Source organism: Ruegeria sp. EL01, from assembly GCF_900313035.1.
Lineage (GTDB): Bacteria > Pseudomonadota > Alphaproteobacteria > Rhodobacterales > Rhodobacteraceae > Ruegeria.
The window spans coordinates 41881-63096 of the sequence record NZ_OMPS01000045.1; the positions used below are offsets into that span (position 1 = coordinate 41881).

Sequence of the window (21216 nt, forward strand, 5' to 3'; positions counted from 1 at the left end):
CTCCTTGATATAGGTCAACCGGTCCAGCCGAGACCGGCTGAAATGGCGTTCATGGATTGCAGCAATGGAACCGGAACCGTTCCAGCCTGAGGGTCATCACGGGCTTGGCGCAGCAAATCGACTTGCAGTGTATGAATACCGGCCAGCTCAGCTCGCTTGCGATCGAACCGTTCGCACAGACGTGGAAAGCGATGACCTATGGTCTGACCGCCAGTCAGAAACTGCACGGCGGTACAGGCATTGGCGTATTCTGTTGCAATGGCCCCGAAAATCCGGGCGCGAATATCAGCATTCTGCACCAGACCCGAATACTGTTCAGCAAGGTCAAGGTCGGTTTGATACAGCGACTTTTCCATTTCATCGACGGCAAGGCGGAACAGGCGCGAGTGCTGAAACAGATCTTGCAACACCTCGTCTCCGCGCGTGCCGCGGAATTTGCGAAAGCTGGCCATAGCAGCCCCGAACCCATACCAGCCGGTGATCAGGTGCCGGTTCTGCGACCAGGCAAAAACCCAGGGAATAGCGCGCAGGTCATCCAGACTGGCCGCCCCGAACCGGCGGGTCGGTCGCGATCCGATTTTCAGGCGGGCCAACTCCTCGACCGGGCTGGCCTGCTGGAAGTAATCCAGAAACCCTGGCATCTGCAGCAGTGAGGCATAAGCCGTCTGCGACAGTTCGGACAACGCGTCCAGCGCGTCATCGAATTCCGGCCGAAGCGGGGGCTCGTTCTGGTCGGCTGTGTGGCGCAGCGTGCTGGATAGCAACAATTCCAGATGTGCTGCGGCTGTTCCGCGGTTGGCATATTTGGTCGAAACAACTTCGCCTTGTTCGGTGACCCGCAAACGTCCCGCAATGGTTCCGCTGGGTTGTGCGGCAATGGCGCGTCCGGTTGGTGCGCCGCCCCGGCTGACCGAACCACCACGTCCGTGAAAAAACGCGGCCCGAAAGCCCTGCGACGCGAGCGCGGCGACAATCCGGCGCTGCGCGCGCTCCAGCTCCCATGTTGAGCAAAAATAACCGCCATCTTTGCCGCTGTCGGAATAGCCCAGCATCACCTCGATTACGTTGCCACCGGTTTTGAGGCTGCGGCGGGCAAGGGGTACATTCAGAACGTCCAGCAGGATCGACGGGGCGTTGCGCAGGTCGGCGATTGTTTCAAAAAGAGGAACCACAGTAATATCAAGCGTTTCCGACCCAAACCCCGCATAGCGGGCCAGCAGGTAGATCCCCAAAATATCGTCGGCAGAGCGGGTCATCGACAGGATGAAGGGCCCGACCGCGTTGGGATCCGGTCCTGTCCGAACTGAATGCACGAGGGCCAGCAGGGCAAGTAATTCCTGTGCCTGATCGCTCAATCCGCCGCGTTTGTGGTACTGTAGATTTTGGTCCGCCAGTTCGGCGCGCAGGCGGATGGACCAGTCGACCGTCCCATACTCAGGCGCCGGCCTGGACAAGGCCCAGATCTCAGCCAAAACATCAGTGGTGACCGTTGAGTTCTGACGAATGTCCAGCGTCGCGGTACGGAACCCGAAAACCGATGCCGCCCGGCAGAGTGGTCTGATATGTCTGCGCGCCAGAATACCCGCGTTGACGGAACAGAGCGCGGCATCAAGCGCATTGAGATCGCTGACGAAGTGCGAAATGTGATCGTAGGCCCCGTCGGCCAGTTTCTTGTGAATGGCACCGAGGGCCTGTCTGAACGGTTCGTTCGGATTGCGATCTGTGTTTGGAAAACTGTCTATGATTGTCTGCAACCGCGCAGCGTGGGGCTGAGGTAAAGGCAGGATCAGGGCGCTGATGCTGAGCCTGCTCGCCGCCTGTTCAAGGGCCTGACAATAAAGATCCACTGCAGTCTCGCGCCCGCGTTGCAGGGCCAATGCGGTCATTTCAGTGGTGACATTGGGGTTGCCATCCCTGTCTCCACCAATCCAGCTGTGAAAACGAATTCTGGGCGTTGCATTCACGGTGTGGCCCAGAACGTGACGACAGGCCTGATCGAACCGGTCCATGACCTGTGGCACCGCATCAAAAATTGCGTCGCGGAAGAATTGCAGGCCCCACTCAATCTCATCCCGCAGGCTGGGGCGGGACAGGCGCAATTCGCCAGTCAGCCATAACAGGTCGATCTCACTTTCCAGACCGTTCAGCAGTTCGGCCCGTTCCGTCGGCGTCCAGCGCTGCGTTTCAAGGTTGACGAGGGTGCGATAGATGCGGCGGTGAATTTCCAGAACGGTGACACGCTTTGCCTCGGTCGGGTGCGCCGTCAGTGTGGGGCCAGCCAAAAGCTGGCTTGCCAGCTTTTCGGTTTCCTCGACAGTCGGGGAAACATCCGACAATGCCTGGGCAAACCCGCCTTCTACCGCCTCGGGACCGCTGCTGGTTTCCGTCAGACGGCGGTTTCGCACATCTGCGTTTTCGTCAATGATCCGCAGAAGCTGAAACCAGATCGACAAGGCCTGCAAATACGGTGTTGCCGCCGGGCCGGTAGGGATGGGTGCCAGCGTTGTGGCCTCGGCCCAGGTGACCACATGGGGGGCTCGTTTCAGCAGGATGTTCCGCCACAATACCCGCAATTCGATCCGTAGCCCTTCGGCATATGTCGAAGGGTCATGTGAAGGTCGTGTCTCCTGCGCCAGAGCTTGCATCAGATCACCCGATCACGTGGCGGGCGGCCCTGGAAGAAATCATCCAGATTATCGAGAACACGGAAGCCCATCGCTTCTCGGGCTTCGCGGGTTGCGGAGCCGAGATGCGGTAGCATCACCAGGTTGTCGCATTGCAACAGGTCCGGGCTGATCCGTGGCTCGCCATCAAAGACATCCAGTGCGGCACCGCCGATCACATCGAACATCAGCGCCTGGATCAAAGCAAACTCGTCCACCACCTCGCCGCGAGCGGTGTTGATCAGGTAGGCGTCCGGTTTCATCAGGTCCAACCGGCGCGAATTGATCAGGTGCCGGTTTGTTGCCCCACCCGGGCAGTGCAACGAGACGGAATCGCATTGCGGCAACAGCTCATCCACGGTGTCGACCTGCGTAGCGTTACAGTGCCGCAAGACCTCTGGCGATACACGGCTGCGGTTCTGCACAAGGATCTTCATGCCAAACCCGTGATGGGCACGCCGTGCCATTTCCTGACCGATGCGGCCAAACCCGATGATGCCAAGCGTCTTGCCCGACACTTTGGTGCCAACAAGGTGCGTTGGTCGCCAGCCGGACCATCCCCCTGCGCGCAGTTCGCGCTCGCCTTCGCCGGCGCGGCGCGCCACCATCAATAGCAGGGTCATCGCCAGATCGGCTGTGCATTCCGACAATACGTCGGGCGTGTTGGTGACGGTCATGCCCAGGTCCCGCGCTGACGGTTCGCAGATATGGCTGTAACCGACGCCATAATTGGCCAGGATCTTGGTCTGCGCAGCGGGCACATCCAAAGCTTCCGCATTCAGCGTATCAGTGACGGTCGGCAGAACCGCATCATAGCGTTTCAGCGCTTCGCGGATCTCGGCCTGGGACATGGGTTTGTCCCCGGTGTTCAAGACCGCATCATAGTTTTCGGCCAATTGCGCCTCGACGGCGGCGGGCCAACGACGGGTGACAAGAACCGAAGGTTTGACCATTATGCTGCCTTTCTCATGACACGGGCGATGGTTTCGCCGATGACAGCCGGGTTTTCAGCCACCGTGACACCGGCAGCCGAGAGGATTTCGACCTTTTCCGAGGCGCTTTCTCCAAAGGCCGAGATGATCGCCCCGGCATGGCCCATGGTCCGGCCCTTCGGTGCGGTCAGACCTGCGACATAGGCGACGACCGGTTTTGAGACATGATCGCGAATGTATTCTGCCGCCTCGGCCTCTTGTGGACCTCCGATCTCGCCGATCATGGCGATGACTTCAGTTTCGGCATCCCATTCAAACCGTTCGAGAATATCGCGGAACGAGGACCCGTTGATCGGATCGCCGCCGATCCCGACACTGGTCGAGACACCGATGCTGCGCTCTTTAAGCTGCGCCGCAGCCTCATAGCCCAGCGTACCGGATCGGCCGATGATGCCGACATTACCCGGCAGGTAGATGTGACCCGGCATGATACCCAGCAGGGCCTTGCCTGGGCTGATCGTTCCGGCACAGTTCGGGCCGGTCAGAACCATCCGCTTGTCCTTGGGATAGCGATACATGTAGCGCTTGACCCGGATCATGTCCTGCGCCGGGATGCCGTCGGTGATGCAGACGCAATAGCGGATGCCCGCATCTGCGGCTTCCATAATGGAATCCGCAGCAAACGGGGGCGGAACAAACACAAGGCTCGCCTCTGCGCCGGTGGCTTCAACGGCCTGTTTGACGGTGTCGAACACGGGCACGCCTTCGACGGTTTCACCACCTTTGCCGGGAACAACGCCGCCAACAACATTGGTGCCGTAGCCCAGCATATCCTTGGTGTGGAATCGCGCCATGCGTCCGGTGATGCCCTGAACGATTACGCGCGTATCGCGGTCGAGGAGAATGCTCATTACACGGCCCTCATCTTGGTGTTTTGGGTCAGATCGCTTTTCCACGCACCAACGGCGCGCTCGGCGGCTTCCATCAGAGTGGTGGCGCGGATGATCGGCAGGCCGGACTGGGCCAGAATTTTCTGACCTTCCTCCACATTCGTGCCTGCCAGGCGCACGACCACGGGCAGATCTAATTGCAGCTCGCGCAACGCCTGAACAACCCCTTCGGCAACCCAGTCGCAGCGGTTGATACCGGCAAAGATATTGACCAGAACCGCCTGAACATTGTCGTCCGACAACACCAGACGGAAGGCCTTGGCCACACGTTCGGGCGAGGCGCCGCCACCGATATCCAGGAAGTTGGCGGGTTCACCCCCGGCCAGTTTGATTGTGTCCATCGTGGCCATCGCCAGACCGGCTCCGTTCACGATGCAGCCGATGTTGCCATCCAGCCCGACATAAGACAGGCCACGATCCGCCGCACGGCTTTCGCGCGGGTCTTCCTGGCTTTTGTCGCGCAGCTCTGAAATCTGGGGGTGCCTGAACAACGCGTTGTCGTCAAAGCTCATCTTGGCGTCCAGAGCTAGTACGCGGTCGTCTCCCGTCACGACCAGCGGGTTGATTTCCACCATGGTCGCGTCCAGCTCGCTGAAAGCCGCATAGCAGCCCTGTAGGGTACGAACCATTTGCTGAACCAGACGAGGCTCGAGCCCTAGGTTGAACGCAATCTCGCGTGCCTGGAATTCCTGCAAACCCACTGCGGGTTCCACGATGGACCGCACGATACTATCGGGGCGCTCGGCCGAGATATCTTCGATCTCCATCCCGCCCTCCGAGGACGCGACGATCATCACCCGCTGGCTGGAGCGATCCAGAACAAACCCAAGATAGATCTCTCGGTCGATCGGCACGGCGGATTCGACATAGACACGGTAGATGCCTTTGCCTTCTGGGCCGGTCTGGTGCGTCACCAGCTTGCGGCCGAACATCTCGTCACAGGCTTCGTGTATCTCATTTTCGCTGTTACACAGCTTGACGCCACCGGCTTTGCCGCGCCCGCCCGCATGGACCTGAGCCTTCACGATCCACTTGTCGCCACCCAGCTCACGCGCACGGTACGCCGCCTGTTCCGGGCTGTAGGCCAGCGCACCGGATGGGACGGCGACGCCGAAATTCGAAAGCACTTCTTTTGCCTGATACTCATGAATGTCCATCTGCATTCCTCCCGTTTATGCAGTGTGATTACGCGGCGATCGACGTGCCGTAGCGGCTTTGAAGCAGCGCATCGATGTCGTCGAAATCAACCTGACCCCCCAGCTCATGTATGGCTTCGGCAAACAGGCGCACGATCTGGCTGATGGCTTGGCGATTCAGTTGATTGAGGATGCCAATCCGAACCTGTACCGGCGCGCTGAGCGTCGGCCAGATGCCAAAGCCACGGGCGCGGCAGTTCTGGACAAGCTCCATCTCGCGCCCGGCCAGTTCGGCGGGCAGGTTCAGCACGACCAGGCTTGGCATGTCCGACGTCACCTCGCATCCCAGCGCGGTTACCGCATCGCGCAGAACCTTTTCATGTGTCCGGTACAAGGCTGACCGCTTTGCCAACCCGTCTTGCAGCGTCAAGCGCAGTGATTCATGAAAGGCCGCGACGGCATAGCCCGAGTGGGTGCGGTGATAGGCACCCTTTTCGACGTCCTGACCGTCGACGATGCCCCAATGGCGCGCTTCGAAAATCGGGTTGTGGACATAGGTGTAGGCGCCGGTTGACTTCAGGCTGTCGATATACGCGTCGGTAAAACTGACCGGTGCATACGTCAGTGGCAGACAGCACAAACCTTTCTGAGGGCAGGATGCCCAACCAACAATTCCCGGATAGTCATCGATCCGGAAGTCTTCGACGCCAAGTGAGGAGACTGCATCGATCAGACCCATCGCTCCATGACGCTCACATGCATCCGAAAAGCCGCGCAGATCGTTGATGCGGCCCGACCCGGTTTCCCAATGCGCCATGAAGGCCCATTTTGGTTTGTACTCGTCCAATGCGGCTTCGACCTTTTCACCTGTGACGGTCTGACCATGCGGAATCTCGATCACAGTCACGCTTGCCGCTTGCGGGTCCAGCGGGTTGGCCGCGTGCTCCTGCGGTGTCGCGGCCTTGATCCTGAGGGTCAGCGCATCGATGCCTGAGAACGTACCGTTTGAGAAGGCAACAACCTTGTCGCCGGGCATGACCGCCGAGAACATGGTGTCCAGCCCGCTCCAGCCAGTGCCGGCAACCGCAAAGGTATATGTGTTGGAGGTGCCCCAGATCTGCCGCAGCATGTGCTTGCATTCGATCATGCCGCGCAAAACGTCCCCTTGCATGTGATCAGCCACCCCTGCGCTTGAAAAAGCCTGCAGCACACGCGCATCGGTATTGCCCGGTCCGGGCCCTGCTGCCAGGGTCTCGGGGATTTCGAGCGGGGAAAAAATCTGGACAGTCATTGATGATCCTCCTCAGTCGTCTGGGTGGCAGTCCACGCCCAAACATCGCGTTGAGGATCAGAAAAGCGATGCTTGCGTCTTTGTGCAACGTAACTTACTACTGCTTTAGGGTATCTAAATGGGTAGGTATAAAACTATCCATTTAGGCGAGAATACCGATGTATACCGTAGATTTACCTATCCTTTTGGGTAGTTTATCTAAATTTTGGGCGTAAAAACAATGGCCGAGTCTTCGCAGCATCCGATCGACGTCATGTTGGCCGACAACAACCCTTTGGTCCTGTCGGCCATGTCGGAAATCTTCGAACGTGATCCACGATTCTCTCTGATTGCCACATCGGCAACGGCCGAAGGGTTCTTGGGGGCGGTGATGCGGGTTCCGGTTCAGGTCTGTGTGATTGCCTGGACCCTGCCGGTACTGGGGGCCGCCAAATTGATCGAAGTTCTGCGTGAACAGGAAAACGCGCCGCGATTTGTCGTTTACGGTGACGCCGCTGGGGACGTCCCCAGATTGGCGATGCAGGCCGGGGCTGCCGGGTTTGCACCGCGTTCAGGTGAGGTCGAAGGCCTGCTGGAAACATGTGCAGATGTGGCCGCTGGAAAAATGGTCTTTCCGTTCATCGATGTGCGCAAGATGCAACAGGACCCAATTCACAACCTGTCACGAAAAGAACGTGAAATTCTCGAGGCCTTGGCCAAGGGCTTATCGAACAGGGACCTGTCGAAAGACCTGCAGATTTCAACCAACACGGTGAAGTTCCACTTGTCCAACATCTACGAAAAGCTCTCGGTCAAGAACCGGGCTCAGGCGATCGCATATTTTTATTCGTCCGGGGCGGCTTCGGAGTAGCTGAGATAGACCCTTAAGTTCCAAATGAATGTTGCGGTCTGTTGGGCCGCATCACCTATTCCGCCCCTGATGCTCCCAAGTTTGCGCAAAAAGAAATGACCCGCCAATGAAGGCGAGCCATTTGTTCGTGACACCTGATCTTAGTCGTAAAGAACAGCTGCGATCTTGGGGTCGTCGATATTCGACGCATCGTAGTAGTAAAAACCCGTGTCGATCAGCGCCGGTACGTCTTCACCGTTGACAGCCGCAATCGCCGCTTTGACGGTTTCGTACCCGATGCCAACCGGGTTCTGCGTGATGGCGCCTGCCATCAGGCCGCTTTTGATCGCGTCTTTCTGGGCCTTGCCACTGTCATAGCCAATGATCACCAGACCCTCGGTGCCCAGTTCCTGCACGCCGTTCACAACACCGATGGCCGAGCCTTCGTTGGTGCCGAAGATGCCATTCAGGTCGGGGTTGGCCGTCAGGATCGCTTTTGTCACCTCGGTGGATTTCAGATGATCGCCTTGCCCGTACTGAACCGTCACAACCTCGATATCGGGGTATTTCTCTGCAATGCGATTGACGAAACCATCCCGGCGGTCGATGCCTGTGCGACTGGTCTGGTCGTGCGCAACCACGGCCACTTTGCCTTTGCCACCGATTTTCTCGGCCATCTTATCCGCTGCCAATCCAGCGGCTGCCAGGTTGTCGGTGGTTGCTGTCGACACCGGGATGTCGCTGTCGACGCCGCTGTCAAAGGCGATGATCGGAATGCCCGCGTCGTTGGCTTGCTTCAGCAGCGGGATCGCGGCCTGACTGTCCAGGGCTGCAAAGCCTATCGCTTTCGGGTTGTTGGCCAGCGCAGCGGCCAGCATGTCGATCTGGCGGTCCACCATGGTTTCGTTGTCGGGGCCTTCAAAAGTGATCCTGACACCGTATTCATCTGCGGCCTGCTGAGCGCCGGATTTCACCGCCTGCCAGAACTGGTGCTGGAACCCTTTGGACACCAGCGGGATATATACTTCGTCCGCAGCCGAGGCCATCGAAGCCCGGGCTGCAAGCGTGGCAGCGCTAAGCGCCCCCAATATGAAACGACGTGAAAACATGTTTTTCCTCCTCTGAAATCGTCATGTTTGACTTTGGTTGGTTCGGTCAGCCGGCTTTCTTGCGGCGTGCCATGTCGGCATAAACAGCCAGGATGATGATTGCGCCCGTCACGACCGTTTGCCATTCCTGTGCTACGGACAGGACGCGCAGACCGTTGGTCAGAACCGCCATGATCAAGGCGCCAATCAATGTGCCCAGAATAGTGCCGCGGCCACCGGACAGGGATGTCCCTCCGATGACAACCGCAGCGATGGCTTCAAGCTCGTATCCCAGACCAAGGGCGGGCTGGGCAGAATTCAGGCGCGAGGCGATCAGAATGCCGCCAATCCCGCAGATACCACCCGCAAGGGCGTAGATGCGCATTTTCCAGATGTCGGTGTTGACACCTGACAGCCGCACCGCCTCTTCGTTTGACCCCAGCGCAAAAGTATAGCGCCCCAGAACTGTACGCCCCAAGATATAGGACGCGGCCATGGCCACCAGAAACAGGATCAGGACGCCGTTGGGGATAGGCAGGGCCGGAAAAACCTCTCCGATCAGCGACCCGCGCGAGATTTGGTCAAAACCCGGCGTGTCATTGAAATAGATCGGTCGGGTGCCCGAGATCACAAGTGACAGCCCTTTGAGGATTAGCATCATGCCCAGCGTCGCAATGAAGGGCGGAATTTTCATCTTGGCCACAAACGTGCCCGAGCACAGGCCGCACAGTGCACCCGCCGCGATGGCGGCGGCCACACCCAACAACAGCGGCATCCCCAGATAGGTCAGCGCAACACCAGCGATGACGGCGCAAAAGGTCATCAGCGTACCAACCGACAGGTCGATCCCGCCAGTGATGATCACCAGTGTCGCCGCCACGGCCAGCACGCCATTGACCGAGGTTGCTTGCAGAATGGCGATCATGTTCGAGGTCTGCATGAAATTCGGTGAGACAACCGAGAACCCAATCAGCAAAGCGATCAGACTGGCAAAGGCCAGCAGCTTTTGATAGGCGCCGCTGTCGGCCAAACCGGCAAGTGGCCTTTTCTTTTCGATATCCGTCGCTGTCGTCATTGGGCTGTCCCTGTAACCTGCATCGCCGCCGCCCGTTGCGTGGCCAGATGCATGATGTCTTCCTGCGTGGTGTCTTTGCCGCCGGGCAGAATCCCGGTCAGCCGGCCTTCGCACATCACCGCTATGCGGTGGCTTAGACGCATGATCTCGGGCAATTCAGACGAGATCACGATGATCGTCTTGCCCTGTTCCGCCAGATCTTCGAGCAGCTTGTAGATTTCGGACTTTGCACCCACGTCTATGCCGCGTGTGGGTTCATCAAAGATCAGAATATCGCAGTCGCGCAGCAGCCATTTGGCAATGACCACCTTTTGCTGATTGCCCCCGGACAGCAGTCGCACCTCTTGCGTGTCCGACGGCGTACGAATGCCAAGCTGCTGGATGTATTTCTGCGCGATCGAGGCCATCTCGCCATCGCTCAGAACTCCGCCTTTGTTGGCAAACAGATCCATCGAGGCCAGCGCGATATTGTCCCGCACATTCATTCCCGTGGCGAGACCGAAGTGTTTTCGATCTTCGGACAGATAGCCGATCCCGGCCTTAACGGCGTCTTTCGGGGATCTGATCGAAACCGTTTTGCCATGCACCCGGATCTCGCCGCCATCCTTGGGGTCAGCCCCGAAAATCGCCCGTGCGACTTCAGTCCGCCCAGCTCCCATTAGTCCGGCAAAACCAAGGATTTCGCCCTTTTGAACCGAGAAGCTAACATCGTGTATTTCTTTTTTTCGAGCCAATCCCGATACTTGTAAAGACACCTCGGCAGTTCCCAGATCAGGCACTTGCAGAGGTTCTTCTTTGACCTCACGGCCCACCATCATGGCGATGATCTTGCTGATCGGGGTATCCGCCGCGTTCACGGTGCCGACATATTCGCCATCGCGCATCACGGTCACTCGGTCTGCGATTTGCTTAAGCTCGTCCATCTTGTGGCTGATATAGACGATGCCTACGCCTTCGGCTTTGAGGCGGCGAATGATCACAAACAGCTCGGCAATTTCAGCGTCATTCAGGGCAGCAGTCGGCTCATCCATGATCAGAACTTTGGATCGATGAGATAGGGCCTTGGCGATTTCGACCATCTGCTGTTTCGCGATCGTCAGGCTGCCTGCAAGCGTCCTGGGGTTAAGGTTCAGGTTCATCGAGGCAAAGATTTCGGCGGTTTGCGCATTCAGCGCCGCCTCGTCCAGCCGACCAAATCGTTTTCGCGGTTCGCGGCCAATAAAAATGTTTTGCGCCACGGTCAGATCGTTCATCAGGCTTAGTTCCTGGTGAATGATCCCGATGCCCAGATTCTGCGCCTCGCGCGGGGTTGTGGGGCTGACCTCGTGCCCTTCGATTTTCAGGGTGCCGCCGTCACGTTGATAGATACCCGAGAGAATCTTCATCAACGTGCTTTTGCCCGCGCCATTCTCGCCCATCAGCGCGTGAACTTCGCCAGGAACAAGATCGAACTGCACGGCCTTAAGCGCATGCACGCCGGGGAAGTATTTTTCGATCCCCGTCATTTCGACCAGTTTAGACATATTCCCTCCCATTTGCCCCTGAACCCCTGGGCGTTTGTGGACTACATGACCGCGCCGATTTGCCAGGGGACGAATTCGACGCCCCCAAAGCCCAACTCTTCGCTTTTGGTTTTTTCGCCAGAAGCGACGCGGATCAGAATTTCGAACAGTTCCTCGCCCTTGGCTTCGATGCTGACGCCATCCGTAACGATGTCTCCGCAGTTCAGATCCATATCGTCGGCCATGCGCGCGTACATTTCCGAATTCGTCGACAGTTTGATGCAAGGTGTTGGTTGATAGCCAGAAACCGAACCGCGCCCGGTGGTGAACACGATCAGGTTTGCGCCTGATGCCACTTGGCCGGTGACCGAACACGGATCAAACCCGGGGCTGTCCATGAAAACAAATCCGTTTTTGTCGATGCGTTCACCGAATTTGTAGACGTCACGCAGTGGTGCTGTGCCCCCCTTGGCGACGGCGCCCAGCGATTTTTCCAGAATGGTCGTCAATCCGCCGCGCTTGTTGCCGGGGCTTGGATTGTTGTCCATCTCACCGCCGTTGCGTTCCGTGTAATCTTCCCACCAACGAATGTGATCGATCAGCTTTTTGCCAACGTCTACGGTTTCGGCCCGCCGGGTCAGAAGGTGTTCAGCGCCATAAATCTCGGATGTTTCCGACAGGATGGTCGTGCCGCCATGGCGGACCAACAGGTCCGAGGCGTATCCCAGCGCGGGGTTCGCCGTGATCCCGGAATACCCGTCCGACCCACCGCACTGCATCCCAATGGTGATCTGGCTGATGGGCGTTGGTTGCCGCGTGGCCTGATTGGCCAGTTCGGCAATGCCGCGCAGCTCATCCAGACCACGCTCGATCGTGCGACGTGTGCCGCCCTCATTCTGGATGGTCATGTAACGCAGCGCGCCATCGGATCGGATCGGGCGTCCGCCGACCAGATCGGCCACCTGCATCACCTCGCATCCCAGCCCGATCAGCAGGATGCCTGCAAAGTTGGGATGCTGTGCGTATCCGGCCAATGTGCGGAATAGGGTCGCATAACCCTCGTCCTTGCCAGACATGCCGCAGCCGGTGCCATGGACGATGGGCACGATCCCATCCACATTGGGAAACTCATCCAGAAGGCCGGATTTTGTCGCGGCCTCGGCAACAAAGCGGGCCACAGAGCCCGAGCAGTTCACAGTGGTCAGAATGCCAATGTAGTTGCGCGTCCCAACGTTACCGTCCGCACGGTGGTAGCCTTGAAATGTCCGACTCTCATCAATCTCGACCAACGGCGTATTGGCGCTGGCATGAGCGTAGTCTTGTTGGTGATCTCCCATGCCAAGATTGTGCACATGGATATGCTCGCCCGGCGCGATGTTCATCTTGGCCTGACCGATGATCTGCCCATATCGAATCACGTTTTCGCCCGCTGGAATTGGTGCGATGGCAATCTTGTGGCCGCGAGAGACTGAGCCGGGCAGGGGGGTCGGGACACCGGCGGGCTGATCCCCGTTGGACAAGTCCCGCAACGCAATAACGACGTTGTCAGCCGGGTTCAGTCTGACCACATCGCGCGTTGCTGGCATTAAGCCCTTGAAATCGTCGTGTGCTTGCATTGTTTTTCCGCTTGCTTGGCGAAACTGCTAAGCTGAAAACACTTACTTGTCAACTAACATGTTAGTATGCTAGATCGGAACCCATGACCAGACCCCAGGATATTGACGCCACCCTTTTGCAAGACATCTCAACGATAGAGGGGTCGCTGGCGCAGCGCGTCTATCTTGCAATCAAACAGGCCATTTTGGGTCTGGATTTCCCCCCTGGTGCGATCCTTAGAAAAGCATCCATCTGTGACCGCCTTGGAGTCTCGCGCGCGCCTGTGTCCGAGGCGATTGCCCGGCTTGCTGCCGAAGGGCTTGTCGATGTGGTGCCGCAATCCGGTACGCGGGTTTCCTATTTCTCGATGATCGAAATCCGTGAAGGCGCTTTTCTGCGTGAAGCGCTGGAATTGGCCGCCGTCGCCAAGGTCGCGCGTGACCTGACGGATGAGCAACGCAAGAAACTCAGCCGAAATATGCGTTTGCAGGAACTGTTGATCGAAGATGAGGATGTTCCCGGCTTTTATCAGGCCGACGAAGAATTCCACGCCTTGCTGATGGAATTTACGGGTATCTCAAAGTTGACTGATGTGGCCCAGACCGTCTCACTCCAAGTGAACCGCGCGCGGATGCTGCTTTTGCCAACACCGGGGCGCATTGCCGAAACTATTGCCGAGCATCGCACGATCTTCGATGCGGTCAGCAGGCAAAACGTGCCGAATGCGCAAGAGGCGATGCGTCTTCATCTTGGGCAATTGATGCCACGCATCGAAATGCTTCAGCAGGAAAAACCAGAACTGTTTAATCTCAGTTCCCAGCCCACCCGAGAGGCAGGATGAGCGTTTCACAAACTGAACTTTTGAACAGTCGAACCTCTAGGCCGGTTCCCCTGACACGCATGGGGTTTGGCGGGGCGCCGTTGGGAAACCTTTATCGCAAGGTGTCGGACAAGGATGCGCAGGCCGCACTGCAAACCGCCTTTGATGCCGGTATCCGTTTCTTTGACACCGCTCCGCAATACGGTTTGGGTCGGTCGGAACACAGGGTCGGCGAGGCTGTCAAACGCTTTGGACGCAACGATATCCAGCTCTCAACCAAGATCGGGCGCCTGTTGCTGGATTGCGCACCGCATGAGGTCACACCCGAGGCGTTTGTTGACGTACCGCAGAAACGGATCGTGTTCGACTATACGTATGACGGCGTCATGCGATCTTACGAAGCCAGTCGGGAGCGGATCGGTGTGGCAAATGCTGATATTCTTTTGGTTCATGATGTCTGCGCTTTCAGTCAGGGCGGTCAGGAAATGTCTGATGCCAAAGTGCGTGAGCTGTTCGATGGTGGCGGCTATCGCGCGTTGACCGAGTTGCGTGAAGCGGGTGAAATCGCGGCCATCGGCGCAGGCGTCAATGAGTGGCAGGTGTGTGAAAAGCTGCTGGGATTGGGTGATTTCGACGGGTTTCTGTTGGCGGGGCGGTATACGCTTTTGGAGCAGGAGGCGCTGAACAGCTTTCTGCCTTTGTGCGAAAAGCGTGACGTCGGCATCATTCTGGGTGGTCCCTATAATTCGGGGATTCTGGCCACAGGTGCAGTTCCCGGCGCAAAATACAATTATGCCGATGCGCCCGCCGAAATCCTTGACCGGGTCGACAAGATCGAAGCGGTTTGCGCGGCCCATGACACACCTCTGATCGCGGCAGCACTGCAATTTGTTCTGGGTCATCCCTGCGTCAAAACCGTGGTTCCGGGTGCCGTCAGCGCAAACGAAGTGAAATCCAATGTGGCGCTGATGGAACTGGCAATTCCGGCGGCTCTTTGGTCCGATCTGCGCGGTGAAGGCTTGATCCGCCCAGACGCGCCCTTGCCTGAGGAGGCTGCCAATGCTGCGTAACATCGACCCGATCTTGTCGCCTGACCTGTTGTATGCGCTGCGCGCCATGGGGCATGGGGATGACATCGTGATTGCAGACGCAAATTTCCCGGGAACGAGCATTGGACCTGATTGCATTCGGGCCGACGGCTCCACTGCCAGCGAGGTGTTGCGCGCGATATTATCGTTGATGCCGCTGGACAGTTTCGTGCCCGACCCGGCGTTGACGATGCAGGTTGTGGGTGACCCGAACACCGTGCCTGACGCTGTGGCGGATTTCCAAATCATCATAGATGAGGTGGCGGACAACCCGGTGCCAGTGCAGGCGCTGGAACGGTTTGCATTTTACGAACGCGCGGCCTCGGCCTACGTGATTGTTCAGACCGGAGAACGTAGGCTGTATGGCAATATCATGCTGAAAAAAGGCGTGATCAGTTGAGGCTGGATGCCCATCAGCACTTCTGGTCGGTTGCACGGGGCGACTATGGCTGGCTAACGCCGGATCTGGCCGCGATTTATCGCGATTTTCTGCCGAATGACCTACGGCCGCTGCTGCAGCGGGCCGGTATCGAAGGAACGGTTCTGGTGCAGGCTGCCCCAACCTTGGCCGAGACCGAGTTTATGTTGTCGCTTACGGATGAGACACCGTTCGTTAAAGGCGTTGTTGGATGGGTAGATTTCGAAGCAGCGGATGCCGACGCTCAAATTGCGGCCTTGGCCGAACATCCTGCATTGGTCGGGTTGCGCCCGATGATTCAGAACATTGCTGATCCGAATTGGATGTTGGGCTCGGCGTTGAACCCCGCCTTTGAAGCTTTGCAACGGCAGGGTCTGACTTTTGATGCGCTGATCGTGCCGGAGCATCTTGGCCCGCTGCGTCAGCTATTGGAACGGTATCCAACGATGCGGGTCGTAATCGACCATGGCGCGAAACCGGCAATCCGCGATGGTCTGATTGATGACTGGGCGGATGGCATTGCCGCATTGGCCCATCAAACCGAAACCTATTGTAAGCTGTCGGGTCTGGTGACCGAGGCCCATCCCGACTGGCAGGCCGACGATCTGCGCCCTTACGTGCAGCATCTTCTAGAGACGTTCGGCCCATCCCGCCTGATCTGGGGCAGCGACTGGCCGGTTTGCACCCTGGCCAGCACCTATGAACGATGGCTGGACACCACAGACACGCTGTTGGGCGCTTTAACCAAAACCGAGCGCGATGCAATCCTTGGGGGGAATGCGGCGCGGGCTTATCATCTCAGGGATTGAACGAATGACTTTGAACCTCGATCCTGCCGGGCTGTGGCTCGGGCGTATTGAACGCTCGGGGATCGGCCCATGCGTTGTGGTGTTGCGCGACGGTCATTTGCTGGACATCACCTCAAAAACCGCGCCGACCACGCGTGATGTGCTTGAGCGTGATGATGCAGCGGACTACGTCAGCAGCGCGCCAGGTGAAGCCATTGGCGCACTTGAGGTCGGGCACCATTGGTTGGCGCCCTGTGATCTGCAACCGGTCAAAGCCTGCGGGGTCACCTTCGCCGGTTCGATGGTTGAGCGCGTGATAGAAGAACAGGCCGCCGGCGATCCTGCCAAGGCCGAGACCATTCGCGCCTGCATCGGTACACGGGTTGGTGACAGCTTGAACGACATTGTCCCCGGTTCGGACGCGGCCGCCGATGTGAAACAGGCGTTGATCGAAGAGGGGCTGTGGAGCCAGTATCTGGAAGTTGGCATTGGCCCGGATGCCGAGGTGTTTTCTAAAGCACAGGTGCTGTCTTCGGTGGGCTATGGTGCCGAAGTTGGCCTGCACCCGATCTCAACCTGGAACAACCCCGAGCCCGAAGTGGTTCTGGCGGTCAGTTCGCAAGGCATGATCAAAGGCGCCACCTTGGGCAACGACGTAAACCTGCGCGATGTCGAAGGGCGGTCCGCGTTGCTGCTGAGCAAGGCCAAGGATAACAACGCCTCGTGCGCGATCGGGCCAATGATCCGCCTGTTTGATGACAGGTTCACATTGGATGACGTGCGCAAGGCTGAACTGACGTTGACCGTCACTGGGCCAGATGGGTTTGTCCTGAACGGCCGATCATCGATGTCCCAGATCAGTCGCGATCCTGAGGATCTGGTGCAGCAGACCATCGGGCGTCATCACCAATATCCCGACGGGTTAATGCTGTTTCTGGGCACGCTTTTTGCGCCGACACAGGACAGGGATAAATCGGGCGGCGGGTTCACCCACAAGCTGGGTGATGTCGTAACGATTGCCAATGATCAGTTGGGCGCGTTGACCAATACCGTTCGCCTATCCACCGAATGCCCCGAATGGCGGTTTGGGGCGTCCCATCTGATGCGAAACCTGGCCCATCGTGGCCTGATTTGAGAGAGATCATTCTATGTTGACCGGGAAACACCTGATTTCTGGCGAATGGGTCGGCTCAGACGCCACCTTCGCGTCGGAACCTGCCCACGGCCCCAGCCACGACTTTGCCGTAGGTACACCCAAACTGGTGGATACTGCAGTTGACGCGGCCGAAGACGCCTTTGCGACGTTTGGATGGTCTAAGCGCACCGAACGTGCGGGTTTTCTGCGCCTGATTGCTGACGAGATTGACGCCCGGGGCGATGCGATCACCGAGATCGGAACGCAGGAAACCGGCCTGCCCGCAGCGCGCCTACAGGGCGAGCGTGGTCGCACCGTCGGTCAGCTGCGCCTGTTTGCCAATCACATTGAACAGGGTGATTATCTTGACATGCGTCACGACTCGGCGCTGCCGGACCGCGCCCCGATGCCGCGCCCCGACTTGCACATGATCCAGCGCCCTCTGGGCCCCGTCGCTGTGTTTGGTGCATCAAATTTCCCACTGGCCTTCTCGGTCGCAGGAGGCGACACCGCCGCAGCGCTGGCCGCAGGCTGCCCGGTCGTGGTCAAGGGTCACTCGGCCCATCCCGGCACCGGCGAGATTGTCGCGCAGGCCATAGATGCGGCAATCAAGGCGGCTGGCTTGCATCCGGGTGTGTTTTCATTGGTGCAAGGCGGCAAACGCGACGTCGGCACGCGGCTGGTACAACACCCTTTGATCCGCGCGGTGGGGTTCACCGGCAGTCTGGAGGGTGGTCGTGCACTATTTGATCTGTGTGCACAACGTGATGAGCCCATTCCCTTCTTTGGTGAGCTGGGTTCTGTCAATCCGATGTTCGTCCTGCCGAATGCAGCCGCTGCGCGCGGGGGTGATATTGGTGCGGGTTGGGCGGGATCGCTGACAATGGGCGCGGGTCAGTTCTGTACCAATCCCGGAATCGCCGTGGTGATCGACGGGCCGGATGCGGATAAATTCCAGTCTGCGGCGCAGGACGCGCTGTCGACTGTTGCCGCCCAGACGATGTTGACCGATGGCATTGCGGATGCATATCGCTATGGCGTGGCCCGCGTTGCAGCAGGCACTGGTGTCACGCAGGTCATCGGCACCAGCTGTGCCGCACGCGATGCAGCCCCCTACCTGTTTACGGTCTCGGGTGATGATTGGTTGGCCAATCACAAGCTGCAGGAAGAAGTTTTTGGACCGCTGGGGATTGTCGTTCGCGCTCGTGATTTTGAACAGATGCAGCAGATTGCCCGCGGCATCGAAGGCCAATTGACCTGTACCCTGCAACTGGACGACAGCGACAAAGTCCCGGCGCGGGTTTTGTTGCCGCTGCTGGAGCGCAAAGCAGGCCGTCTTCTGGCGAACAGTTTCCCGACCGGGGTCGAGGTTTGTGACAGCATGGTGCATGGCGGGCCGTATCCGGCATCAACCAATTTCGGCGCCACATCAGTCGGTACCCTGTCAATCCGCCGCTTTCTGCGGCCGGTCTGCTATCAGGATATCCCGATCGATTTGCTTCCGGAAAAAGTGTGAAGGACAAAACAGGTATGACACAGTTTACCCCCTCAAATCGCTTGTCGGGAAAGACCGCTTTGATCACGGCTGCGGGGCAAGGCATTGGCCGGGCAACCGCCGAGCTTTTTGCCGCCGAAGGTGTGCGGGTGATCGCGAGCGACATCAACGATGCATCACTGGCCGAACTGGAGGCTATCGACGGTGTCAGCGCGCTGAAACTGGATGTCACCAATGCGGCGGCGGTAGAGACCGCCGTGGCGAGCCTGCCCAATCTGGATATCCTCTTCAATTGCGCGGGCTACGTTGCGGGTGGGTCGATCCTGGACTGCGAAGAACAGGACTGGGATTTCAGTTTTGATCTGAACGTCAAAGCCATGTACCGGCTGATCCGGCTAACCCTGCCGGGGATGCTTGAAAATCGCGGCGGGTCGATCATCAACATGTCTTCGGTGGCGTCCTCCCTGAAAGGGGTGCCAAACCGGTTCGCCTATTGCGCCTCGAAGGCGGCCGTTATTGGCCTGACCAAATCGGTTGCCGCCGATTTCGTCACGCAAGGTATTCGCTGCAACGCGATCTGCCCCGGTACAGTCGACAGCCCCAGCTTGCATGGCCGTCTTCGGGCAACCGGCGACTATGAACAAGCGATGACCGATTTCATCGCCCGGCAACCGATGGGACGCATTGGAACTGCAGGCGAGATTGCAGAACTTGCGCTGTACCTCGGAAGCGACGCCAGCAAATACACATCCGGACAGCCCTTCGCCATCGATGGCGGCTGGACGATCTGAATTGAAAGGGACCACGATATGAAACTTCTACGCTATGGCGCACCAAGTGCGGAAAAGCCCGGCCTCTTGGATGATGACGGTGCGATCCGGGACCTGTCGGGCGTAATCGATGATCTTTCGGGTGATGTTCTAAGCGATGAGGGGTTGGAGAAGCTGCGCCAGCTTGACCCGAACAGCCTGCCCCTGGTCGAAGGAAACCCTCGACTTGGCGCCTGCGTGGGCCAGGTGGGCAAGTTCGTCTGCATTGGCCTGAACTATGCAGATCACGCCGCCGAGGCGGGTATGGACCTGCCAGCGGAGCCGGTGATTTTCTTCAAGGCGACCTCGTCGATCATGGGGCCGAACGACACAATCGAAATCCCGCGCGGGTCGGTTAAAACCGATTGGGAGGTTGAGCTGGGCGTCGTCATTGGGAAAGAGGCAAAATATGTTTCCGAGGCTGATGCCATTGATCATATTGCGGGGTATTGCGTGATCAATGACCTGTCTGAACGTGACTTTCAGCTGCATCGTTCGGGCCAATGGGTCAAGGGCAAGTCGGCGGACACGTTCGGCCCGATCGGGCCATGGCTGGTCACACGGGATGAGGTCAATGATCCACAGAACCTGCCAATGTATCTTGAGGTGAACGGCCACCGGTATCAGGATGGCTCGACCCGGACGATGCATTTCGGGGTCGCCACCGTGATTTCTCACCTGTCCCAGTTCATGTCCTTACAGCCGGGCGATATCATCTCAACCGGTACACCGCCGGGTGTTGGCATGGGTCAAACCCCGCAGACCTATTTGAAACCCGGTGACAAGGTGGAGTTGGGTATCGAGGGGCTCGGGGTCCAGCGACAAGGCGTTATCGCTGGCTGACAGTTCCGGTTCGCAGAGTTTTCTAGTCCTCTGCGAACCTGTATTGTTCCGTGTTCGGGCCGGGTTCATCGATTCATCCTTGGACCTCTCGAGCCGCATCGGTTTCTGAAAGCCCTGCAGTACGTTTGGTCCCGAACCGACTGTTGTTGATGGTGTTCTTCGCAGATGCCATGGGATGCCATATCAGGCGGCCGTTGTTTTCCTTCACGAAGTTCGAATCGATCATGGCGTGGTTTCAAGTGACTGTGGGTGTGTCAGGGAACTGGCCCAAGTGGCGTCGACATTGCTGGGTAAAGTGCCGCCCCAGTTGCGGCTGATCACACCTGCGCGCATGGATCGGCACGATCGAATGGGGTCAATCCTTGCAGAAAAGATATGCTCTGCAATTGATCAGGGTCGTTGTCCCGCGGTGGGCCGATCTAATAATGTCGTCAGGACAAAGGTCTTTGTGCAGGATCGAAGGCCCGAGGTCCGTTTTTGAAGCTTGTGGTCTGGGACTGTTTGGCCAATCATATCAGATCGATATCAATGAAAATCGACGACCAAAGTTCACCGTTCAGCAAATCCCGTCGCCCAGTTGATTTCATTAAGCCGAATACTTGTTTTGGGAATGCCGGATATCCACTGTTTCAAGCAAGACGCTCTTGATGGGTTTGGCATGCGCATGTTTGAATTTCTGTGCTTGGCAGGCAAACAGGCTGCAAGCAACAAACAAAAACAGAAAACACAAGTGTTTTCGACAAAACCAAAGCGCCTGG

General features: G+C 58.1%; 18 protein-coding genes. 9 read left to right on the forward strand and 9 right to left on the reverse strand.

The window, feature by feature from the left end:
* Positions 1-14 precede the first annotated feature (14 nt).
* The 5 genes from D9K61_RS19665 to D9K61_RS19685 are packed head-to-tail and all read right to left on the reverse strand — an operon-like array spanning position 15 to position 6972.
* Positions 15-2645 carry a phosphoenolpyruvate carboxylase gene (locus D9K61_RS19665; RefSeq protein ID WP_120634909.1) on the reverse strand — a complete coding sequence of 877 codons (2631 nt, stop codon included), beginning with the start codon at positions 2643-2645 and terminating at the stop codon, positions 15-17.
* Positions 2645-3616, reverse strand: coding sequence for a D-glycerate dehydrogenase (locus D9K61_RS19670; RefSeq protein WP_120634910.1), 972 nt, complete (start codon positions 3614-3616; stop codon positions 2645-2647). Before D9K61_RS19670 ends, D9K61_RS19665 begins: the two co-directional genes overlap by 1 nt.
* On the reverse strand, positions 3616-4506 hold the full coding sequence (gene sucD / locus D9K61_RS19675) for a succinate--CoA ligase subunit alpha (protein WP_120634911.1): 891 nt from the start codon (positions 4504-4506) through the stop codon (positions 3616-3618). The genes D9K61_RS19670 and sucD overlap by 1 nt, the downstream gene beginning before the upstream one ends.
* A complete protein-coding gene (locus D9K61_RS19680) occupies positions 4506-5702 on the reverse strand; it encodes a malate--CoA ligase subunit beta (RefSeq protein ID WP_120635043.1) in 1197 nt (398 codons plus the stop codon). The genes sucD and D9K61_RS19680 overlap by 1 nt, the downstream gene beginning before the upstream one ends.
* A gap of 28 nt (positions 5703-5730) precedes the next feature.
* Positions 5731-6972, reverse strand: coding sequence for an aminotransferase class V-fold PLP-dependent enzyme (locus D9K61_RS19685; protein WP_120634912.1), 1242 nt, complete (start codon positions 6970-6972; stop codon positions 5731-5733).
* Positions 6973-7192: 220 nt separating this feature from the next.
* On the opposite strand from D9K61_RS19685, the gene D9K61_RS19690 reads away from it, so the two are divergent.
* Positions 7193-7822, forward strand: coding sequence for a response regulator transcription factor (locus D9K61_RS19690; RefSeq protein ID WP_254055827.1), 630 nt, complete (start codon positions 7193-7195; stop codon positions 7820-7822).
* Between the two features lie 140 nt (positions 7823-7962).
* Here the strand turns inward: D9K61_RS19690 and D9K61_RS19695 are convergent, their stop codons facing one another.
* From D9K61_RS19695 to D9K61_RS19710, 4 genes are read right to left on the reverse strand one after another with little or no spacing between them, the layout of a single operon-like run.
* A complete protein-coding gene (locus tag D9K61_RS19695) occupies positions 7963-8910 on the reverse strand; it encodes an ABC transporter substrate-binding protein (protein WP_120634913.1) in 948 nt (315 codons plus the stop codon).
* Positions 8911-8956: 46 nt separating this feature from the next.
* Positions 8957-9964 (reverse strand): ABC transporter permease, encoded by a 1008-nt coding sequence (locus D9K61_RS19700; protein ID WP_120634914.1) that lies wholly within the window; start codon positions 9962-9964, stop codon positions 8957-8959.
* A complete protein-coding gene (locus tag D9K61_RS19705) occupies positions 9961-11487 on the reverse strand; it encodes a sugar ABC transporter ATP-binding protein (protein ID WP_120634915.1) in 1527 nt (508 codons plus the stop codon). Before D9K61_RS19705 ends, D9K61_RS19700 begins: the two co-directional genes overlap by 4 nt.
* 41 nt (positions 11488-11528) lie before the next feature.
* Positions 11529-13082: a UxaA family hydrolase gene (locus tag D9K61_RS19710; protein WP_120634916.1), complete on the reverse strand. Its 1554-nt coding sequence runs from the start codon at positions 13080-13082 to the stop codon at positions 11529-11531.
* 83 nt (positions 13083-13165) lie between these two features.
* On the opposite strand from D9K61_RS19710, the gene D9K61_RS19715 reads away from it, so the two are divergent.
* The 8 genes from D9K61_RS19715 to D9K61_RS19750 are packed head-to-tail and all read left to right on the forward strand — an operon-like array spanning position 13166 to position 20458.
* Complete coding sequence (locus D9K61_RS19715) at positions 13166-13903, forward strand: GntR family transcriptional regulator (RefSeq protein WP_254055828.1); 738 nt, start codon at positions 13166-13168, stop codon at positions 13901-13903.
* The gene (locus D9K61_RS19720; RefSeq protein ID WP_120634917.1) at positions 13900-14952 is read left to right on the forward strand and encodes an aldo/keto reductase; all 1053 of its coding nucleotides are present in this window, start codon (positions 13900-13902) and stop codon (positions 14950-14952) included. The genes D9K61_RS19715 and D9K61_RS19720 overlap by 4 nt, the downstream gene beginning before the upstream one ends.
* Complete coding sequence (locus D9K61_RS19725; protein WP_120634918.1) at positions 14942-15370, forward strand: RbsD/FucU family protein; 429 nt, start codon at positions 14942-14944, stop codon at positions 15368-15370. Before D9K61_RS19720 ends, D9K61_RS19725 begins: the two co-directional genes overlap by 11 nt.
* Positions 15367-16197: an amidohydrolase gene (locus D9K61_RS19730; protein ID WP_120634919.1), complete on the forward strand. Its 831-nt coding sequence runs from the start codon at positions 15367-15369 to the stop codon at positions 16195-16197. Before D9K61_RS19725 ends, D9K61_RS19730 begins: the two co-directional genes overlap by 4 nt.
* Positions 16198-16201: 4 nt before the next feature.
* Complete coding sequence (locus D9K61_RS19735) at positions 16202-17311, forward strand: fumarylacetoacetate hydrolase family protein (RefSeq protein WP_120634920.1); 1110 nt, start codon at positions 16202-16204, stop codon at positions 17309-17311.
* A 13-nt stretch (positions 17312-17324) separates the two neighbouring features.
* Positions 17325-18827 carry an aldehyde dehydrogenase (NADP(+)) gene (locus D9K61_RS19740; RefSeq protein ID WP_120634921.1) on the forward strand — a complete coding sequence of 501 codons (1503 nt, stop codon included), beginning with the start codon at positions 17325-17327 and terminating at the stop codon, positions 18825-18827.
* Positions 18828-18841: 14 nt separating this feature from the next.
* The gene (locus D9K61_RS19745) at positions 18842-19597 is read left to right on the forward strand and encodes an SDR family oxidoreductase (RefSeq protein ID WP_120635046.1); all 756 of its coding nucleotides are present in this window, start codon (positions 18842-18844) and stop codon (positions 19595-19597) included.
* 18 nt (positions 19598-19615) lie between these two features.
* Positions 19616-20458: a fumarylacetoacetate hydrolase family protein gene (locus tag D9K61_RS19750; protein ID WP_120634922.1), complete on the forward strand. Its 843-nt coding sequence runs from the start codon at positions 19616-19618 to the stop codon at positions 20456-20458.
* The last annotated feature ends 758 nt before the right edge of the window (positions 20459-21216 follow it).